The sequence below is a fragment of the Ruegeria sp. H8 genome, assembly GCF_056532905.1.
In genome coordinates this window covers 641874-661730 of record NZ_JBQFNY010000001.1, presented here as the reverse complement: position 1 = coordinate 661730, position 19857 = coordinate 641874, and the positions used below count along the sequence as shown (strand labels likewise).

The 19857-nt window shown below is 57.0% G+C and carries 20 protein-coding genes and 1 tRNA gene; 10 read left to right on the top strand and 11 right to left on the bottom strand.

The window, feature by feature from the left end:
* The first annotated feature begins 127 nt into the window (after positions 1-127).
* The 7 genes from ACR0A2_RS03225 (at position 128) to ACR0A2_RS03195 (ending at position 6674) form a co-directional block, all read left to right on the top strand.
* The gene (locus ACR0A2_RS03225) at positions 128-1309 is read left to right on the top strand and encodes an ABC transporter substrate-binding protein (RefSeq protein ID WP_224855817.1); all 1182 of its coding nucleotides are present in this window, start codon (positions 128-130) and stop codon (positions 1307-1309) included.
* A gap of 125 nt (positions 1310-1434) precedes the next feature.
* Entirely contained in the window at positions 1435-2223 is a 789-nt protein-coding gene (locus ACR0A2_RS03220) for an ABC transporter ATP-binding protein (RefSeq protein ID WP_480834037.1), read from the top strand.
* Entirely contained in the window at positions 2220-3050 is an 831-nt protein-coding gene (locus ACR0A2_RS03215; RefSeq protein ID WP_152457995.1) for an ABC transporter ATP-binding protein, read from the top strand. The genes ACR0A2_RS03220 and ACR0A2_RS03215 overlap by 4 nt, the downstream gene beginning before the upstream one ends.
* 328 nt (positions 3051-3378) lie before the next feature.
* Complete coding sequence (locus tag ACR0A2_RS03210; protein WP_171115897.1) at positions 3379-3708, top strand: hypothetical protein; 330 nt, start codon at positions 3379-3381, stop codon at positions 3706-3708.
* Between the two features lie 209 nt (positions 3709-3917).
* Entirely contained in the window at positions 3918-4928 is a 1011-nt protein-coding gene (locus ACR0A2_RS03205) for a branched-chain amino acid ABC transporter permease (RefSeq protein WP_152457997.1), read from the top strand.
* Positions 4925-6238 carry a branched-chain amino acid ABC transporter permease gene (locus ACR0A2_RS03200; protein ID WP_480834036.1) on the top strand — a complete coding sequence of 438 codons (1314 nt, stop codon included), beginning with the start codon at positions 4925-4927 and terminating at the stop codon, positions 6236-6238. Before ACR0A2_RS03205 ends, ACR0A2_RS03200 begins: the two co-directional genes overlap by 4 nt.
* 181 nt (positions 6239-6419) lie before the next feature.
* Positions 6420-6674 (top strand): hypothetical protein, encoded by a 255-nt coding sequence (locus ACR0A2_RS03195; RefSeq protein ID WP_171115893.1) that lies wholly within the window; start codon positions 6420-6422, stop codon positions 6672-6674.
* Positions 6675-6706: 32 nt separating this feature from the next.
* Here the strand turns inward: ACR0A2_RS03195 and ACR0A2_RS03190 are convergent, their stop codons facing one another.
* Entirely contained in the window at positions 6707-8254 is a 1548-nt protein-coding gene (locus ACR0A2_RS03190) for a helicase HerA-like domain-containing protein (protein WP_480834035.1), read from the bottom strand.
* A 448-nt stretch (positions 8255-8702) separates the two neighbouring features.
* Here ACR0A2_RS03190 and ACR0A2_RS03185 point away from each other — a divergent pair, with 448 nt between their 5' ends.
* Positions 8703-9281, top strand: a complete 579-nt coding sequence (locus ACR0A2_RS03185; RefSeq protein WP_480834034.1) for an invasion associated locus B family protein — start codon at positions 8703-8705, stop codon at positions 9279-9281.
* Between the two features lie 51 nt (positions 9282-9332).
* Here ACR0A2_RS03185 and ACR0A2_RS03180 read toward each other — a convergent pair whose 3' ends face one another.
* Genes ACR0A2_RS03180 through ACR0A2_RS03165 form a run of 4 tightly spaced genes read right to left on the bottom strand, consistent with a single transcriptional unit; the run spans position 9333 to position 13574 of the window.
* Positions 9333-10541, bottom strand: a complete 1209-nt coding sequence (locus tag ACR0A2_RS03180) for a beta-ketoacyl-[acyl-carrier-protein] synthase family protein (protein ID WP_171231625.1) — start codon at positions 10539-10541, stop codon at positions 9333-9335.
* 9 nt (positions 10542-10550) lie between these two features.
* Complete coding sequence (locus ACR0A2_RS03175; protein ID WP_152458003.1) at positions 10551-10808, bottom strand: acyl carrier protein; 258 nt, start codon at positions 10806-10808, stop codon at positions 10551-10553.
* 32 nt (positions 10809-10840) lie between these two features.
* Positions 10841-11932 carry a UDP-3-O-(3-hydroxymyristoyl)glucosamine N-acyltransferase gene (gene lpxD, locus ACR0A2_RS03170; RefSeq protein WP_480834033.1) on the bottom strand — a complete coding sequence of 364 codons (1092 nt, stop codon included), beginning with the start codon at positions 11930-11932 and terminating at the stop codon, positions 10841-10843.
* Between the two features lie 34 nt (positions 11933-11966).
* Positions 11967-13574 (bottom strand): L,D-transpeptidase family protein, encoded by a 1608-nt coding sequence (locus tag ACR0A2_RS03165; protein ID WP_480834032.1) that lies wholly within the window; start codon positions 13572-13574, stop codon positions 11967-11969.
* Positions 13575-13925: 351 nt separating this feature from the next.
* Between ACR0A2_RS03165 and mepK the strand changes: the two genes are divergently transcribed.
* Both mepK and ACR0A2_RS03155 read left to right on the top strand, forming a co-directional pair.
* On the top strand, positions 13926-14495 hold the full coding sequence (gene mepK, locus ACR0A2_RS03160) for a peptidoglycan L,D-endopeptidase MepK (RefSeq protein ID WP_152458006.1): 570 nt from the start codon (positions 13926-13928) through the stop codon (positions 14493-14495).
* Between the two features lie 169 nt (positions 14496-14664).
* A complete protein-coding gene (locus tag ACR0A2_RS03155; protein WP_480834031.1) occupies positions 14665-14955 on the top strand; it encodes a hypothetical protein in 291 nt (96 codons plus the stop codon).
* A 393-nt stretch (positions 14956-15348) separates the two neighbouring features.
* Here ACR0A2_RS03155 and ACR0A2_RS03150 read toward each other — a convergent pair.
* From ACR0A2_RS03150 to sufC, 6 genes are all read right to left on the bottom strand, one after another.
* A tRNA-Arg gene (locus ACR0A2_RS03150) sits at positions 15349-15425 on the bottom strand.
* A 77-nt stretch (positions 15426-15502) separates the two neighbouring features.
* Positions 15503-16723, bottom strand: coding sequence for a cysteine desulfurase (locus tag ACR0A2_RS03145; RefSeq protein ID WP_480834030.1), 1221 nt, complete (start codon positions 16721-16723; stop codon positions 15503-15505).
* Between the two features lie 12 nt (positions 16724-16735).
* Positions 16736-17302 (bottom strand): YIP1 family protein, encoded by a 567-nt coding sequence (locus ACR0A2_RS03140; RefSeq protein WP_480834028.1) that lies wholly within the window; start codon positions 17300-17302, stop codon positions 16736-16738.
* Positions 17299-17784 (bottom strand): YIP1 family protein, encoded by a 486-nt coding sequence (locus ACR0A2_RS03135; protein ID WP_480834027.1) that lies wholly within the window; start codon positions 17782-17784, stop codon positions 17299-17301. Before ACR0A2_RS03135 ends, ACR0A2_RS03140 begins: the two co-directional genes overlap by 4 nt.
* Positions 17784-19064 carry a SufB/SufD family protein gene (locus tag ACR0A2_RS03130; RefSeq protein ID WP_152458011.1) on the bottom strand — a complete coding sequence of 427 codons (1281 nt, stop codon included), beginning with the start codon at positions 19062-19064 and terminating at the stop codon, positions 17784-17786. The genes ACR0A2_RS03135 and ACR0A2_RS03130 overlap by 1 nt, the downstream gene beginning before the upstream one ends.
* Positions 19064-19819: a Fe-S cluster assembly ATPase SufC gene (sufC, locus tag ACR0A2_RS03125; RefSeq protein ID WP_152458012.1), complete on the bottom strand. Its 756-nt coding sequence runs from the start codon at positions 19817-19819 to the stop codon at positions 19064-19066. Before sufC ends, ACR0A2_RS03130 begins: the two co-directional genes overlap by 1 nt.
* Positions 19820-19857 lie beyond the last annotated feature (38 nt).

Genomic DNA, 19857 nt, shown 5'->3' with positions numbered 1-19857 from the left:
GCAAACCCTAACAAAACAGATAGATTTCCGATCGATAAAAGCACGATTGCGTTAGGACTTTTCTTTTCCGGGCAGCTTGCCTAGGTTCGTGGCCAGAACGAATACGTTCACAATAGGGAGTAACCATATGAAAAAGCTGCTTACAGCAACTGCAGCATCCGCTTTGCTGGCCGGACCTGCGCTGGCCGAGGACATCACGCTTGGTGTTTTGTTCGGATTCACCGGTCCAATTGAATCGCTGGCACCTGCAATGGGTTCGGGCGCTGAATTGGCGATGGCGGAAGTCACCGAATCCGGAAAACTGCTGGATGGATCCAAAGTGACCGCATCGCGCGCCGACACCGGCTGCATTGATAACGGTTTGGCCACTTCGAACGGCGAACGCATGATTGCGGACGGTGTTGCCGGAATCATAGGCGGCGATTGCTCGGGCGTGACCGGTGCGATCCTTCAGAACGTCGCGATTCCGAATGGCATGGTCATGATCTCACCCTCGGCGACCTCGCCGGGCCTGTCGACCATGGAAGACAACGGCCTGTTCTTCCGCACCGCGCCGTCAGATGCGCGCGAAGGCCAGGTGATGGCGGATATCCTGAAGGATCGCGGCATCAACTCGATCGCTCTGACCTATACCAACAACGACTACGGCAAGGGTCTGGCGGACGCGATCCAAACCTCTTTCGAAGCAGCGGGTGGTGAAGTGACCATCGTTGCAGCGCATGAGGATGGCAAGGCCGACTATTCGGCCGAAGTTGGTGCTCTGGCCTCGGCCGGTGGCGACATTCTGGTCGTTGCGGGCTATCTGGATCAGGGCGGTCTGGGCATCATTCAGTCGGCGCTGGACAGCGGTGCGTTTGACACCTTTGGCCTGCCCGGCGGCATGATCGGTGACTCGCTGCCGGCCAATGTCGGCCCCGACCTGAACGGTTCGTTCGGTCAGATCGCCGGTTCGGGCGGTGAAGGCGCCGAGAAGTATTTTGCCATGGCCGAAGCGGCAGGGTTCGACGGTTCGTCGCCCTATTCGCCCGAATCCTATGACGCTGCGGCTTTGTTCATGCTGGCCATGCAGGCTGCCGGATCGACCAATCCGGCCGACTATGGCGCCAAGATCATGGACGTCGCCAACGCTCCGGGCGAAAAGATCTATCCCGGCGAACTGGCCAAGGGTCTGGAATTGCTGGCAAACGGTCAGGACATCGACTATGTCGGTGCGTCCGGTGTTGAGCTGATCGGCCCCGGCGAAAGCGCGGGGTCCTATCGTGAGATCGAAGTGACCGACGGTGAAAACAAGACCGTCAACTTCCGTTGATTGATCGCCAAAGGCTATGAATGCAAGCAGCCCGGGCCTTGTGTCCGGGCTGTTTCAATGAAAAAAGACCGCACCCGGCAAACGGGGTCGAGACAACAGCGCCGAACAGGCGGCAAGGGGAAAAGATGATCGTCGTCGAGGACGTGCACAAGCATTTCGGCGGATTTCATGCGGTGGACGGGGCATCGCTGGAAATCCAGAAAGGGTCGATCACCGGCCTGATCGGGCCCAACGGGGCAGGAAAAACCACTCTGTTCAATGTGATCGCAGGTGTTCTGCCGCCGACCAGCGGCAAGGTGGTGATGGATGGCGAAGATATCACCGGTCTGCCCCCGCATGAATTGTTCCACAAGGGTCTGTTGCGCACGTTTCAGATTGCACATGAATTCCCGTCGATGACCTGCCGTGAAAACCTGATGATGGTGCCCGGCGCGCAATCAGGCGAGTCGCTGTGGAACACGTGGTTTGCCCGCAAGCGCATCGCTGATGAAGAACGCGCGCTGAAGGCCAAGGCCGATGAGGTGCTGGAGTTTCTGACCATCGAACATCTGGCCGATCACAAAGCGGGTCAGGTCTCGGGTGGTCAGAAAAAGCTGCTGGAGCTGGGCCGCACGATGATGGTGGACGCCAAGATCGTGTTTCTGGACGAGGTCGGCGCGGGTGTGAACCGCACCCTGTTGATGACCATTGCTGACACGATCCTGCGCCTGAACAAGGAACGCGGCTATACCTTCGTCGTCATCGAACATGACATGGATTTCATCGGCAAAATCTGTGATCCGGTTATTTGCATGGCTGAAGGCAAGGTTCTGGCTGAGGGTACCCTGGACGAGATCAAGGCGAACGAGCACGTGATCGAAGCCTATCTGGGCACCGGCCTGAAGAACAAAGACAAACTGGAGGCAGGCGCGTGAGCGACAACCCCTATCAGGATGACAAGGGCAACAAGGACGCCTCGATCACCAATCCGCACGGTGTCGGCACCATGACGCCGGCCCATCGCAAAAGTGGTGCGACGCATAAGGTCGGGGGCGGCCCGTTTCTGATCGGCGACACCATGACGGGTGGCTACGGCAAAGGGCCCGACATCCTGCATGATTGCACCATCGCGGTGGACAAGGGTGAAATCGCAGTCATCGTCGGCCCCAACGGTGCGGGAAAGTCTACGGCGATGAAAGCCGTGTTCGGGATGCTGGATGTCCGTTCAGGGTCTGTGCGTCTGGATGGCGAGGATATTACAAACCTCACCCCGCAGGATCGGGTTATGCGTGGCATGGGCTTTGTGCCGCAGACACAGAACATCTTTACCTCGATGACGGTGGAGGAAAACTTGGAAATGGGCGCCTTCATCCGTCGCGACGACATCAGCCAGACGATGGAGCAGGTCTATGACCTGTTCCCCATCCTCCGCGACAAGCGCAATCAGGCCGCCGGAGAGCTGTCGGGCGGACAACGCCAACAGGTTGCCGTGGGCCGCGCCCTGATGACCCAGCCCAAGGTGCTGATGCTCGACGAGCCTACGGCAGGTGTTTCGCCGATCGTGATGGATGAGTTGTTCGACCGGATCATCGAAGTGTCCCGCACCGGCCTGCCGATCCTGATGGTCGAGCAAAACGCCCGCCAGGCCTTGGAGATTGCCGACAAGGGATACGTTCTGGTTCAGGGGCGCAACGCCTATACCGGAACGGGCAAGGAACTGCTGGCCGACCCCGAGGTGCGAAAGTCGTTTTTGGGCGGCTGATCGGCGCTTTTCAATGGCAGATTTTCATGTGGGGCCAGTCGAGATTCTCGGCTGGTCCATTTGCTTGATCGCAATGCGCAAAATTGAAGGCCAGAACATGGCAACCGGTGCTTCAAACCGAGGCTCAGGACATGAGAGCCTGTATTAGGCATCTGAAAAATATCAATTAATCTCTTGCGGGCCGTTGCGGAAAAAAGACTTTGAAAACGCGCCGAATGCCAATCTGCTGCTTTAATCAGGCCCAATTTCAAAAATATCGCTGCGCCCGAACACCTAAACCAATCCCCGAAACGCGCCCCGGTTGGGGACACAAGAATTGGACGTCAAAATGAAAAAATGGATGATCGCCGCCCTGGCCGCACAACTGGCAACCGGCGCCGTCGCTCAGCAGCGCGAATTTGTGTGTACATCGGAAATTGATGGAACCGAGTATCGGCTGACACGGTTCGAAGGTGCGCAAAAGGGATCGGTCAAATTCGGTGACACGACCGGGGATGCGCAGGTGTTTCCGGGGCTGAACAACTTGACGTTCATCCTGACGACCGAGCAGCATGTCATGACGTTCTTCGTCAAAAGCCCGGATCTGTCCTACAACCTGTCCATCCGCCGCCCGGTTCTGCAAAATGATCGCGGCCAATGCACGGAAACCGGTGCCTAGACCCGCGATCTTTCATGATTTCGGACCGCGCCCCTCATTGAGGCGCGGTCTTTTTCTTTGGGGAAGAACCAAGGGGCCTCTGCCAGCGTGTCCGAAGCCTGCCAAGCGGCATAAAAACATGCATAAAGCCCTAAAAATCATGTTCCAAATTGTTGTGTCTTTCGTCGGCGTCGTGCCATAAAGCCGCACCCGGACAGTGAGAAGAAATAATGGATCTACTCAACGCGCTTGTTGCGCTTGCGAATTTTGTGTTGGTTCCAGCGGTCGCTTATGGCAGCCAACTGGCATTGGGCGCGCTTGGCGTGACCCTGATCTACGGCATCCTGCGGTTTTCGAACTTTGCCCATGGTGACACCATGGCCTTTGGCGCGATGGTCGCTGTACTGGTCACATGGGGGTTGCAGGCCGCCGGAATCAGCTTTGGACCGTTGCCAACCGCCCTGCTTGCCCTGCCCTTTGCCATCCTGGGCTGTATCGTGCTGGTGCTGATCACCGACAGGCTGGTCTACAAATTCTACCGTGAACAAAAGGCAAAGCCCGTTATTCTGGTGATCGTCTCCATGGGCGTGATGTTCATCATGAACGGCCTTGTCCGGTTTATCATCGGGCCGGATGACCAACGGTTCTCGGATGGGGCTCGGTTCATTGTTTCGGCACGCGATTTCAAGGCGATGACCGGTCTGCGTGAGGGTCTGGCCATCAAGACGTCGCAAGGTATCACGGTGATCGTGGCCGTTGTTGCCGTGGCGCTGCTGTTCTGGTTTCTGAACAAGACGCGCACGGGCAAGTCGATGCGGGCCTATTCGGACAATGAGGATCTGGCGCTGCTGTCAGGCATTAACCCGGAACGTGTGGTGATGATCACATGGATCATCGTTGCGGCGCTGGCCACAACTGCTGGCGTTCTTTACGGGCTGGACAAAAGCTTCAAACCCTTCGTCTACTTCCAGCTTCTGCTGCCGATCTTTGCCTCGGCCATCGTGGGTGGTTTAGGCAATCCTCTGGGCGCCATCGCAGGCGGGTTTATCATCGCGTTTTCCGAAGTGACGATAACATACGCCTGGAAGAAGGTGCTGACCTATGTGTCTCCTGAAAGTCTGGCGCCGTCAGGTTTGGTCCAGCTCCTCTCGACCGATTACAAGTTCGCGGTCAGCTTTGTCATCCTGCTGATCGTGCTTCTGTTCAAGCCCACGGGACTTTTCAAGGGAAAGGCCGTATGACCGACTCTGTCAAAAACACGCTGCTGTTCGTAATCGTCGGCGGCCTGATCCTGTTGACCGGTTTCACGCAAAGCTGGAACACCGCGATCCTGATTCTGAATATGGGGCTGATTTCCGCCATCATGGCGATCGGAGTAAACCTGCAATGGGGTTTTGCCGGTCTGTTCAATGTGGGCGTGATGGGCTTTGTCGCACTGGGCGGTCTGGCCGTCGTACTGGTTTCAACGCCGCCCACGCCCGGTGCTTGGGCCGCCGGAGGTTATGGCATCGTTCTGTCTTTGCTGCTGGGCGCCGCGACAGTGGTTGCCGCCGTTCTGGTGGCAACAAAGCTGCCGAAGGGCCGTGTGCAAACCCTGACGATCATCGCCGTTCTTGTCGTGGGCTTTTTTGTCTATCGCGCGGTGTTCGATCCCAGCATTGCGGCGGTCGAGGCCATCGACCCGGCGATTTCCGGCAATATCGGAGGTCTTAACCTACCCGTTCTGCTGGCCTGGCCGGCGGGCGGTTTGCTGGCGGCAGGTGCTGCGTGGCTGATCGGTAAAACGGCGCTGGGCCTTCGTTCGGATTATCTGGCGATTGCCACATTGGGTATCGCCGAAATCATCATTGCAGTCATGAAAAACGAAGACTGGCTGGCCCGGGGCGTCAAGAACGTCTACGGCATCCCACGCCCGTCCCCTGTTGTGGGCTACGAAGTGGATTTGCAGAACGACCCGGCCTTTCTGGCGCGGGCTGAATGGTTGGGATTGGATCCCGTCACCGCGTCCACCCTTTCGGTCAAACTCGGTTATTCGCTGCTGTTCATGATAGTGCTTCTGGTTCTGCTCTGGATGGCACAGATGGCGCTGAAAAGCCCGTGGGGCCGGATGATGCGCGCAATCCGTGACAATGAAGTGGCGGCTGAGGCCATGGGCAAGGATGTCACCCGTCGTCATCTGCAAATATTCGTACTGGGTTCGGCCGTTTGCGGTATCGCGGGTGCGATGATGACAACGCTGGACGGCCAGTTGACGCCAAGCGCGTATCAACCGCTGCGCTTTACCTTTCTGGTCTGGGTGATGGTGATCGTGGGTGGTTCGGGCAACAACTTCGGGGCCGTTCTGGGCGCATTCCTGATCTGGTTCCTGTGGGTTCAGGTTGAACCGATCGGCTTGTGGCTGATGAATGTCATTACCGCCGGCTTGCCGGACGGAAGTGCATTGAAAGCCCACCTGCTGGACAGCGCCGCACATATGCGCCTGTTCACGATGGGTCTGATCCTGTTGATTGTTCTCAGATTCAGCCCAAGAGGGCTGATCCCGGAAAAATAGATCACATCCCCCTTCAATATGCGAAACCGTGCCTCTTATTCGGCACGGTTTCTTGATTCTTAACGATTTTCTGAATAAACGGACCCACCGCAGTGTTTTCTTTTTGCGGTATGTCGTCGGCACTCACATCCGTCTTCGCCGATCTGTAACGATCATTTACACGTTTTGAAAAGAGTCAAAAATGAAAGCACCACGGTTCAAGACACTACTTCTGTTTCCGGTTGTTGCCATCGTAACAACCGCCTGCATTCCCACTCCGGAAGAACTTGAAACAACTCCCGTCAAGGTTCAAACGCCCAAAGGTGTCGTAACCTGTCAGCTATATCGTCACGACCGGGTGACCTGGGACCGGGCGATTGACTTCCCGGCTTCGAAAATGTCCGTGCCGGAGGCTGACGCCTACTGCCGTCAGGAAGGCCAGCGTCGTCTGAAGTAAGCAATGCGGCGCCCGTGATGGGCGCCGTTTCGTCATCTGTTGCGGAACAATCCACCCAGAATACCGCGAACGATCCGGCGTCCGGTCGTTCCTTTAAGTTCTTTGATAACCGCGTCGGTCATCGCAGATGCAAACGTGTCTTTGCTCCGTTGCACCCGAGAAGAGGATCTGCCGACCCGGGTTCCCGAATATCTGCGGGCCGAAGAATACTCTCGTTCCATCGGTGATTGTGCCTCCAGAACTTCATCGGCCTCTGCCTGTTCAGCGGCCTTAGCGGCGGCCTCAGCCCGAGCCTGAAGGATTTCAAAGGCCGATTTTCGATCAATTCCATTGTCATATTTAGACGCCATCGGCGAGGCATCGAGAATGGCCCGCCGCTGGGCATCAGAAATGGGCCCCAACTGGGATCCCGGCGGACGAATCAATGTGCGCTCGACGATTCCGGGAACGCCTTTTTTCTGAAGCATCGACGTGACAGCCTCGCCAACGCCCACCTCACGGATTGCGGTTTCGGTGTTGAAGGCGGGGTTTTCGCGATAGGTTTCCGCCGCCAGGCGCAGGTTCTTTCGGTCACGCGCCGTAAAGGCCCGCAATGCGTGCTGAACGCGATTGCCCAACTGGCCCAGAATATCCTCGGGTATATCAGCCGGATTTTGGGTGATGAAGTAAACCCCCACCCCTTTGGATCGGATCAGGCGGGCAACCTGTTCGACCTTGTCCACCAACACTTTCGGAGCACCGTCAAACAACAGATGGGCCTCGTCGAAGAAGAACACCAGCTTGGGTTTGTCAGGATCACCGACTTCGGGAAGCTCCTCGAACAACTCGCTCAGCAGCCACAGCAGGAATGTCGCATACAGCCGTGGCGCGGCCATCAGTTTGTCCGAAGCAAGGATGTTAACCATCCCCTGCCCGTTTTCATCGGTGCGCATCAGATCGGACAGATCCAGCGCAGGTTCGCCAAACAGCTTTGTTCCGCCCTGATTTTCCAACACCAGCAATCGCCGCTGGATCGCGCCGATCGAGGATGTCGATACATTGCCATATCGCAATGAAAGCTGGGCCCGGTTCTCGCCGATCCAGACCAGCAGCGCCTGAAGGTCCTTGAGATCCAGAAGAGGCATTCCCTCTTCATCGGCCACGCGGAACGCGATGTTCAGGATGCCTTCCTGCGCTTCGCTCAATTCCATCAACCGGGACAGCAGCAAAGGGCCCATTTCAGTGACCGTCGTCCGCACCGGATGGCCTTGTTCGCCAAAAAGATCCCAGAACGTAACCGGGCAGGCGGAATAGGCAAAATCGTCGAACCCAATGCGTTTGGCACGATCCATAAATGCCTGATGCAGTTTATGCGCGTCGCTTCCGGGCAAAGCCAGGCCCGACAGATCGCCTTTGACATCGGACAAAAACACCGGAACTCCGGCTTGGGAAAAGCCTTCCGCGAGGATTTGCAACGTTACGGTCTTACCGGTCCCGGTGGCGCCGGCAATCAGCCCATGGCGGTTCGCATATTTCAGCGCCAGTTCCTGCGGCTGGCCATAGCCTTCGCCTCCGCCACCCAAAAATATATTCTTGCCCATTAACATTGCCTTATGTTTCACCGATCCGTGACCAGCATACAAAGTTAACCTTTGACTGCGATAGTCAATTTGCCCCGCGTTTGTTTCCTTCACGTGGGGCAGACTTCCTCCCTGTCGACTGGCCGTGCCTTCGGGCACGGCTTTTTTGCAGGTTCAAATTTGGTTTCAAAGTTCTGACCGTAATATTAAAATTTGAGGATAGCTGTTGACCCGTCTGCACCCCTTTCGTAGGGTTTGCGCATAAATAAGTCGGCCAGTCCGACGGGGAGAACCTTTTGGAAAAGAGAGCTGGCTTATACAGCTCTCTTTTTCTGTCTCAGGGCAGTTGGTTTCTGGTGTTCTGGCAAGAATCCGTTCACGTTCAGACATGGCGTTCTGTTAGTGCCTGACACCAGTTCGGAAGAGTGTTAAACGAAGCAAAAAGCTCAAGCATCAAGTCGAGGCATTCATGATCAAGAAAATCCTCTCGCTAAGTACAGTGGCGGCAATTCTTCTATGTGGCGCAGCATATGCGCAGGACACAACGACCCCCGAACCGGACAACGGTCTCGATTTGGGTCAGGAAGGCCCGCGCCCCGGAGAACAGTTCGTCAAGGAAAAGTTCGGCGACTGGGACTTGTCCTGCATCAAGGCGCAGCAAGGCGAAGACCCGTGCGCCATCGTCCAGATTCTGAAGGGCAACCAGGGTGATCCGATAGCTGAGGTGTCGATTGGAAGACTGCCCGAGGGCGGCGCGGCAGTTGCATGGGCGAATGTGATCGTTCCCTTGGAAACACTGCTGCAAGCTCAGCTCGCCCTGTCCATCGATGGTGCGCCCCGCAAGTTGTACAACTATCATCATTGCCTGCCTGTTGGCTGCGTCGCGCAGCTGGGCCTGAGCCAAGGCGATATCGATGCAATGAAAGCTGGCACCAAGGCGATCTTTTCGCTGGTTCCGGCCCGCTTCCCTGATCAGGTACTGGAGATGGAAATGTCGTTGTCCGGCTTTACGTCCGGCTATGACACTCTGACCGTCAACGCGAACTGAGGGTGCGTTTACGATTGTGCCGCCGCACCGACTGCGGCGGCGCTTCGCGGATCAAATCCGCTTCAACGCCAAAACCGCATTCAGCCCGCCGAAAGCAAACGCATTGCTGAGCGCGACGTCAACTTTGGCTTCCCGAGCCTCGTTCGGCACAACATCAAGCGCGCATTCCGGATCGGGTTCCTCGTATCCGATGGTGGGTGCAATCACACCGTCCCGTAGCGCCATGATACATGCCAAGAGTTCCACCGCACCGGTTCCACCAATCAGGTGACCATGCATGGATTTGGTCGACGATATCATCAGGTCGTCAGCATGGGGCCCAAAAACATCCGCAACGGCGGCGCATTCGGTTTTGTCATTCGCGGCCGTCCCGGTGCCGTGTGCGTTGATATAGCCCACATCGCTTGCATTCAATCTGGCGTCGGCCAAGGCACCTGACATGGCCCTTGAAGCCCCTTGCTTGCTGGGCATCACGATATCGGCCGCATCCGACGACATGGCAAAACCAACGACTTCGCACATGATCTCGGCGCCACGGGCGCGGGCGTGTTCGTATTCCTCGAAAACAAAGACCCCGGCCCCTTCGCCCTGTACCATTCCGTTGCGGTTGGCGCTGAACGGTCGACACGCATCCTTGGACATGACGCGCAACCCTTCCCAGGCCTTGACGCCTCCAAAGCACAACATGGATTCGGATCCGCCAGTGATCATGACCGGGGCCATGCCGCTTCGGACCATCTGAAAGGCCTGTGCCATGGCATGGTTCGACGACGCGCAGGCGGTCGACACGGTGAAGCTGGGGCCTTTGAGATTGTGTTCCATAGAAACATGGCTGGCCGCCGCATTGTTCATGAGTTTGGGAACAACAAACGGGTGTACCCGGTTCTTTCCGTCCTCATAAACCGAGCGATAATTGTCATCCCAGGTCGATACGCCACCGCCGGCGGTCCCCAAAACAACACCTGATTTTGCGGCCAACTCTCCGTGAAACTCGATGCCGGACTGATCGATGGCCTCTTTGGCGGCGGTCAGAGTGAACTGAGTGAACCGGTCATACAACGACATCTGCTGACGGTTGAACCGACCTTCAGCCTCAAAGCCGCGAACCTGCCCGCCGATTTTGATGGCCAACCGATCAACATCCCGAAATTCCAGTTCCGAGATGCCGCAACGGCCTTCGCGCATGGCTTCCAGCGTGTCAGGAACCGAATGGCCCAGTGAATTGATCGTACCTGCGCCGGTAATGACAACACGTTTCATGAGCGTCAGTCAGACCTTTTCCGACACGAGCTTTTCGATCCCGGCAATGATCGCAGCGACATTGGATATGTCAAAATCGTTGGCCTCGGGTTCGTTGGCGTTGAACGGAATTGAAATGTCGAACTCTTCCTCGATGGCAAAAATACTTTCGACCAGACCAAGGCTGTCGATTCCCAGATCTTCCAGCGTGCTTTCGGGCGTCACATCCGATGGCTCCAGCACGGCCTGCTCTGCAATGATTGCGATGACGCGGTCGCTGATGCTCATGTCGATCCCCTGATTTTCAGTTTGACGATGATTTAATCGCTTGGGGTCTGTTTGAAAACAGCCTTTTTCAGTGCCTCAACGTCGCGTGCCATTCGGGGCAGTCGCCGCTGCGCCTTGTAGACATCGGTATGGGTCTCCATTTTGATGCCCGGATACCCCATTATGACGCGCCCGGCGGGCACATTTGACAGAATCTTCGTGCCCCCACCCGAAATGACGCCGTCCCCTATGAAAATATTGTCGACCACTCCGGTCTGACCACCCAGAACAACGTTGTTGCCGATCTCGACCGAGCCAGACACACCCGTCTGACCGCACAGCAGACAATCCCGCCCGACGCGGGTGTTGTGCCCGACATGGACAAGATTATCCAGCTTGGTGCCGTCACCGATCCGCGTGTTGCGGATGGTTCCATTATCGACAGTGCAATTGGCGCCAACCTCGACATCGTCACCGATCTCAACCGCGCCCAAAGAATGGATGCGAAGCCAGCTTTGGGCCTTGGCGTCGCCCTGATCGCCCAACGTTTCGCGGGCGCGCTCAGCGCCAGAGACCTCGGGCGTTACGAAACTGAACCCGTCGCCGCCAATCCTTGCACCGGGTTGCGCGATGAACCGATCCCCGATTTGTGCGCGCGCGCCAATACTAACCATTTCGCGCAACAGGGCCTGTTCGCCAAGAATGGCGTCCATTCCCACCACGCAGTGTGCACCGATGACCGAGCCCGAACCTATTCGCGCCCGAGCACCAACAACAGTCAGAGGTCCTATCGCCACATCTGGTCCAATTTCGGCCGTTGGATCGATCACAGCGGAAGGGTGAATGCCCGGTTCAATCCCTTGCCCGCGATCCAGCATTGCGGTGATCCCCGCCATCGCCATGCGCGGACGCTTCACGTAAATAGCCGCTCGTAACCCCATGGCCTGCCAATCCGCGCCTTCCCACAGAACGGCGGCGCGCGCGTCCCCTTTCGAAAGCGCTTCGGCGTATTTCGGTGACATGGCCATGGCCAGATCTGTTGGTCCGGCATCGCCCGGCTCGGCGGCCCGCACGATCGTCAGGCCACCATCGCCTTGGCATTCGGCACCCAAAGCGTCGGCGATTTGCTGAATGGTAAACTGCATCTCGGGCTTCCTTTTGGCAGGATTTGCCCTGTGCTTAACTCTGAACGTCCGGCAGGGCCACCCCTGCCTTTTGCAGGGCCTCCCAAATCTTGCGGTCCCGGCCATAGACATCGCGGCGATACTGCACCTCGCCTTTTGGCCCGACATATGCCGTTCTATAGATCAGGTGGACCGGAACTTTTTGTTCCAAATCAACCTTGGTTTCCTTTCCCGTGTTCAGAACACGATGAAAGAATGCTTTGGGGTCCTCTTCCTGTTTGGCCAGCAATGCATAAGCAAACTCGAAAGGCTGAGCCAGTCGGATGCAGCCGTGCGAGAACGCCCGCACCTCACGCGCGAACAGGCTTTTCTGAGGCGTATCATGCAGATAGATATTGTACTTGTTGGGGAACATGAACTTGACCAGCCCCAAAGCATTGCTTTTGCTGGGCGGCTGGCGCATCGCAAAAGGAAAGCTTCGCGCGGTGAACTGATTGAAATCAACCGCCCCGCGATTGACCTGCCGCCCCCTGCTGTCCGTGATCTGGATATGACCGACCGCGTTGGGGTTGGCTTTCAGCTTCGGAAGGTATTCCTTGGTGATGATCGAGCGCGGAACATACCAGCTGGGGTTTATCACCATATGTTCCATCACATCCGAGAACTCCGGGCTGCGGCGATCATGCGTGTTCTTGCCGATCACCGCACGGGTTTCAAACGTGACTTGCCCGTCATCCACGATCTTTGCCGAAAAATCTGTCTGGTTGACAAGAATATGACGCGGGCCGCGTTCCCGAGGTAGCCAGCGTTCCCGTTCCAGAGCGACATAAACAGCCTTGAGCCGGTCCACGGCCGGGCGATTCAACTCGGCAATCGTGCCCTTGCCGGCAACGCCATCGGGTTCCAATCCATGCGCGATTTGAAAAGCCCTGACCCCTTCCAGCAGCGCGGCGTCGAAAGACGGGCTGGCCGATGGTTTCATGTAGCCCATCAACACCAGCCGATTGCGAAGCTTCACGACATTGGGCCCGGTATCCCCGTATTCCAGCTTGGTTTCCGGGACAGTCGCCCCCCAACCGCCTTGTTCTATCAAGGCCTGAAGCGCCAGTTTCTGCTTCATCAGAGCCCGGTACTGACGGGTTTGAGGAGCCAATTGCGCAAGATACGCGGCGCCATGTGTGTTCAGGGCGTTCAGATGCTCGGCCGCGCTGCGACGATCCACCGACCGAACAAGTCCATCGTCGATGTTTCCGGGCCTAAGAAAACCCGAGTACAATGCGTCGGCAAACTCTACGAAAACCCGGCTCAGTTCCGCTTCAACGGCGCCAAGGTCGCGTGTCGAGCGCGCATCCTGCATTTTCTGCATCAAGGATGAAACTGTCGCATCGGCCCGCGGCAGACCGTGCAGATGCGCATGTGACAGTGCCTGGATCAATGCGGCCCGGCGTTGCATATGCTCATCGGATTCACCCACCCAAATCGGCGAAAACCCGTTTGTCCGGTAAAACTCTGCGATCTGCGATTCCCGTGGGGTATGTTCTGCAACAGCCATCTGAAACGCCGTGTTGTGCGCAGGTTCAGAAGTGGTGTTTGCCATACTGGCAGTGGCCGCAAAACAGGCGGCAAGCAGGATACTGGTACGTGTTCGGAAAACAGAAAGCATTGGATGGCCTTGGAATCAATGGCTTGGTTGGTGATACGTGCGTCGAACAACTATGAGTTTGACTGCGCAGACTTGTCTATTCACAAATTCCTTACCGAATTGCTTCTGTTGTCGTCTGATGCGCGTTTGCATCGGCCCGGTGATGCGCAGCCCACACCTGCAAATATTCTGCGCCCGGCTGTGACATTTGCGCAAAAATCTGCCGAAAATTCCCCCTTGAAAAGGTGACTATGAAACACTTCTTGGCCGTCGAATCCGATTGTGTCATAAATTCCGCATCTGGGATGGGAAAAAATTAAAACAGCGCGCGTAACATCGTGCGCAGGCAGGAACAGTACGGGACGAACCAAAATGACCAAGAGCAGTTCCTCGGGTTTGACCCGACGTGCCCTATTGGGTGCGTTTGCAGCAACAGCAGTCGCAGCAGCACCCACCTACTCCAAAGCAGCAGGCTTTTTGCGCGGCGGCGGCGATATCCGTCGCATTCGCATGTATTCCGGTCGCACGGGCGAACGGTTGGACATGATTTATTGGGTCGATGGTAAGTATATCAAGGACGCTGTCAAAGAAGTGAACCATTTCATGCGCGATTGGCGCACGGATCACGTAAAATCCATCGATTTACGCACGATTGATATCATGGCGGCATCACACAACCTTCTGGATGTCAACGAACCTTACATGTTGCTGTCGGGCTATCGCTCCCCCCAGACCAACGCCATGCTCCGCGCCCGCTCTCGCGGCGTCGCCCGGAAGTCCCTTCATATGAAGGGACAGGCGGCAGACCTGCGCCTGTCTTCCCGCTCCGTCTCGCAGATGGCTAAGGCTGCTATGTCATGCCGGGCCGGCGGTGTCGGTCAATATTACGGGTCCAATTTCGTGCATATGGACTGCGGTGTCGTCCGCACCTGGCGCGGCTAAGACAGCGACTTCACGATCTCGGCTTAGTTGACAGGGATTTGACTGGGGCGGCCAGTTACACCCCGCGTCACCCCCTCCGCCGCCGGCATCACCGCCTCCGGTGTCATTGCTGGATGCTGTCGCCGCAGTGGAATTGCTGGTCTCACGAGACTTTTCATAACCGACGTCAGTGGGAACACTGGAACCGGAAGCATTGTCGCTTTCTGAATCATCATCGCTTTCGGGTTCTTCATCATCGGTCAGCTTTCCAAGGATAAACGCCAGAATTACGGCGACCACGATCCATCCTAAAACGCTTGAAGCTGAAACCCCGGTAATCGCGCTACCCAATAGTGCTACAATCACGACAACGATTATCAGCTTCTTATTTGAAGAGATGACTTTCACATTCCTTCCTCCATTTGAGCTGACGCGCGCCAGCCTCGTTCGGAAAGTGTACATCAAAAAAACCACTGCTTGAGGGGTTAAGCCTCAAAATGATTGTCAGGATTAATAGGGTGGTGGCAAGCGGGCGAAGAACGGAGGCTTGCAGACACTATCCATGGCCCGAAAGGGTATTCGCATTGAAAATATCCCGAGAAGGGATCAGCCAGGGCACCTTTCGTAGTTTCAATAGCAGACGTGGGTTGAAATTGTCGGAAGCAAAGAAGCTTCGGGCGCTGGAAACCGAAAACGTCAAAGCTAAAGAAGCGCTTGGCCGGGGTAGATGTTGAATAACGCTATGCTGCGCATATCCTCGGACCAGCGCAGGACGCTTGTCCTTCATTAGCGACGGCCATGTGGCCCGCGAACTTCTGCCAATTCGGCGCAGAAGTTCCTGTTTTGCCAAAAAGCCTTAGAAATATGGCGATGGTGGCGCACCTGAGAGGATTCGAACCTCTGGCCTCTGCCTTCGGAGGGCAGCGCTCTATCCAGCTGAGCTACAGGTGCCTTGGCCGTTAGCTAACCTTGTTCCAATCCGGGTGCAACTGAAAATCGTGATTGTTGCACCCTCTTTGAAACCAAAATCAGGCGAAAAGATCATGCGCCAATTCAAGCGCTTCGATCAGTGTGTCGACCTCATCCGTCGTGTTATATAGACCAAAGCTGGCACGGCAGGTCGCCGTGACGCCCAGGTGATCCATAAGCGGGCCCGCACAGTGATGCCCGGCGCGGACGGCAACCCCCTTTTTGTCCAATATCGTGGATACATCATGGGCATGGCCGGCCCCGTCCAGCGTAAAGCTGAAGATGGCTGCCTTGTCTGGCCGCGTGCCCTGAACCTGAAGCCAGTTGAGACCGTTCAGGCGCTGCATCGCATAGTCCCGCAGGTCGGATTCATGGGCGGCAATGTTGTCCATTCCCAAATCCATCATGTATTCCAGCGCAACGCCCAGGCCAATTGTTTGGACAATGCCGGGTGTTCCGGCCTCGAACTTCATTGGCGGGTCGTTGTAGATCACCTGATCCTTGCTGACCTCTTTGATCATGTCACCGCCACCGACAAAGGGGCGCATCTCGGCCATGCGTTCGGACTTGATGTAGATCGCACCCGACCCCGACGGGCCATACAGCTTGTGGCCGGTAATGGCGTAAAAGTCGCAACCGATGTCCTGCACGTTCACCGGCATATGCACCGCGCCCTGACTGCCATCAACCAGCACCGGGACGCCCCTGGCATGTGCACCTTCGGTGATGGCTTTGACATCCACGACGGTACCCAGAACATTGGAACATTGCGTCACGGCCACAAGTTTGGTTTTCGGGCCGATCGCATCGATTACCGCCTGCGGATCCAGCCCCCCGTCAGCGTCCACATCCACCCACTTCAGAACAACGCCCTGCCGTTCCCGCAGGAAATGCCAGGGCACGATGTTGGCGTGATGCTCCATGACGCTCAGGACGATTTCATCCCCGGCTTCCAGGCGCGGCATGGCCCAGCCATAGGCAACAAGATTGATCCCTTCGGTCGTTCCGGAATTCAGAACGATCTCATCCTCGTTCGATGCCCCCAGAAAACGGGCGATGATGCCGCGGACAGCTTCGTATTTCTCGGTCGACAGATTGGACAGATAGTGCAATCCACGGTGAACATTCGAATACTCTTCGGAATAGGCACGGGTCACCGCATCGATGACGACCTGAGGCTTTTGAGCAGACGCACCGTTGTCCAGATAGGTCAACGGCTTGCCATTCACCTGACGTGACAGGATCGGAAAGTCAGAGCGAATTTTCTGCACATCATACATGATACGGTTTTCCTAGACAGGCGCGGCCGGTGTTAAATACAGGACGAAGGGAACCGCAATCAGGGCTGACAACAGAATTACGGCGAAAGACTTCCAAAGGGATCCGAATTGATGCGCTTCGTTCAGGAAATGAAGCGTGATGTAAAGGCTCAGGATCGCCGTCGCGAACAGCATCATCATCATCAGAAACGGCATCGTCAGGCTTAGAATAAGGGTCATGACCAGGGCGACGATTTGCAGGAACTGCAACCACACCGTCAGGACCATCAGATCGTCAAAGCTTGCTTTGCCGCCTATCGCTTTTCCAACGACGAAGAACGCGAGGATGCTCAGCAGCATTGCTCCGGCGGATCGCAGCAAAACAACGGGGATGCTTTCGGGAGGCGGTGCGATTTGACCTTGCGGCACGGGCACCGACAAATCGATTCCCAACTGCACGAGACAGTTCAAAACCACTGCCAGCGCAAAGGCCAGCCACAACCCTTCCCGCCCCGGTTTCAGGGACAACAGCTGGCGGGCGGCTTGGTCTGGGCTTCTGATCGTCAGAACCGCCAGAGCGCCGAGGGAATTGATAGTCATGCAGCGGACCTTTGTACTTGTCTCAGACCGGATAACCAGAACCAGACAAAAACAGCAACCCAGGCGATGCCCACAATTGTCAAAGCGGGCCCGGGCCCGATGAACCCGGCAACCAGACCATTCAGCAAGACCAGGGGGGCAGATGCCAACAACGCCCAGAACAGGGCAAGTCGTGCGCCATAAGCAGTGCCCTGCCCGCCCGTCATCCGCGCCGCCCAATACGAAATCAGCGCCAGCGTGTAGAAAAACAACGGCAGTATGAACACCGACCCCAGCAAAGCGCCGCCCAAAAGCATGTTCAGCTCGACGCCTTCAAGATGCGCTTTGCGGGCAAGGCTGGGCATTTGCGCGACAAAAGCCACCAAGCAAAACGCCATGACAAACACCAGCGCCCTGTCTTCCCGCTGACCCATTTCAAGAAGCCGGCGCACCACGCGCCCCGGCCCTCGGTATGTGGCCAATATGTCAGACGAGACGGCCATCAGCTACGACGCGCCAGCCACCCTTCCAGACGGCTTACGATCTCTTCCGCCAAGGCGCTGTCTTCGATCTCATCCACCGCTTCGGCAAGAAAGGCCAAAGTCAGCATGTTGGTTGCGTCCTTGACCGGCACGCCACGGGACCGCAGATAGAACAGCGCGGTTTCGTCGATCGCACCCGAGGTCGAGCCGTGCGAACACGCCACGTCATCGGCATAGATCTCAAGCTCGGGCTTGGCGAGGAATTGGCTGTCATCATCCAGAAGCAGCGATTGGCTGATCTGGTAACCGTCGGTCTTCTGGGCGCCTTCCTTCACGAGAATCTTGCCCTGAAACACGCCCGTCGCTCCGTTGCGCAGCACTTTCTTGAACACCTGACGGCTTTCGCAGTTCACCGCATCATGGGTGATGAAAACCGTGTCGTCATGATGGAAGTCGCCATCGCCAACACAGGCTCCGGCCACATGGGCGACCGCGTCATCGCCTGTCAGCTCGACGACCTGCTCATTGCGGGTCAGCACGCCATTCACGGTCAAAGTGAAGGATTTATAGACCGATTCCGTGCCCAGACGGGTGAACATATGGGTCGCGGCCCGGCGTTCATGGTCCCTGCCCTGGGCGCGCACATGGTGCAGCGTGCCCTTGTCGGCGATGTCGATCTCCATGCATTTGTTGAAGCGTGACGCAGCCGGACCGGTTTCCAGAATGGTGGCCTCGGCCCCGCTTTCGACGCGAATAACGTGGTGCAGGATCGCATCCGAGGTCGGCGACGCATGACGATAGATCAGGTTGATCGGTTTGGACGGTTTGCCGGTGACATGAATGGCCACACCATCCGACGCAAAAGCCGTGTTCAGCGCCGCCAGCGGGCGCTGGACCGGAGACTGACCGCGCGTCTCAAGCACGCCATACAGGTCTTTCGCCCAATGAATGTCCTTGCAGCAGATATCCTCGAGCCTATCGATGGTCACGCCTTCCAGCGTCAGGTCGTCCGACTCTTCGGCGCTGAATTCACCGTCCACGAAGACGATGTTCAGCCGGTCGAGTCCGCTGAACATCAACGGCTCATCATCGGCAAACACCGCAGCCGGAGGCGCGTCTGGCGAGACCAGAGTGTCCGGTTGAGTGTATTTCCAATATTCGTCACGCCGTCCGGGCAGACCAGTTTCCAGAACACGGGCCAGCGCGTCTTCGCGCGCGGCGCGGGTGCATCCCGCGTCGGGCATGGTCAAGGCAGACAGCCGGGCCTCGGTCGCGGTTTGTTTGACTTCGGGCAAGGCCATCAGTTCACCTCGGCAAGAATGTCGGCATAACCGTTGTTTTCAACCTCAAGCGCCAGATCTGGGCCTCCGGTTTTGACAATGCGGCCATCGGCCATGATATGCACGACGTCGGGTTTGATGTGATCCAGCAGGCGCTGGTAATGGGTGATGACCAGGAACCCGCGACCTTCATCTCGCAGGGCGTTCACACCTTCGGCGACCAGCTTCATCGCATCCACATCCAGACCCGAGTCGGTTTCGTCCATGATGCACATCTTGGGTTCCAGCATGGCCATTTGCAGGATCTCATTGCGCTTTTTCTCACCGCCCGAGAAGCCCACATTGACCGGACGCTTGAGCATATCCGCGTCGATCTTCAGCGTCTTGGCCTTGGCACGCACTTCCTTGAGGAAATCCGCGGCGGACAGCTCGTCCTCACCGCGCGCCTTGCGCTGTGCATTCACGGCGGTGCGCAGGAAGGTCATGTTGCCCACGCCCGGAATCTCGACCGGGTACTGGAACGCCAGAAACACGCCGGCAGCGGCGCGCTCTTCCGGTTCCATCTCCAGCAGATCCTCGCCATCCAGCGTGGCGGAACCCTCGGTTACTTCGTACCCGTCGCGGCCCGACAGCACGTAGCTGAGTGTTGACTTGCCCGACCCGTTCGGCCCCATGATCGCGTGTACCTTGCCGGCTTCAACCGTCAGGTCCACACCCTTTAGGATCTGCTTGTCTTCTTCTTCAAGCTTCACGTGCAGATTCTTGATTTCCAGCATTTTTTATCCTTTTGCGTATCGCAGGGGGCACCGTGGCC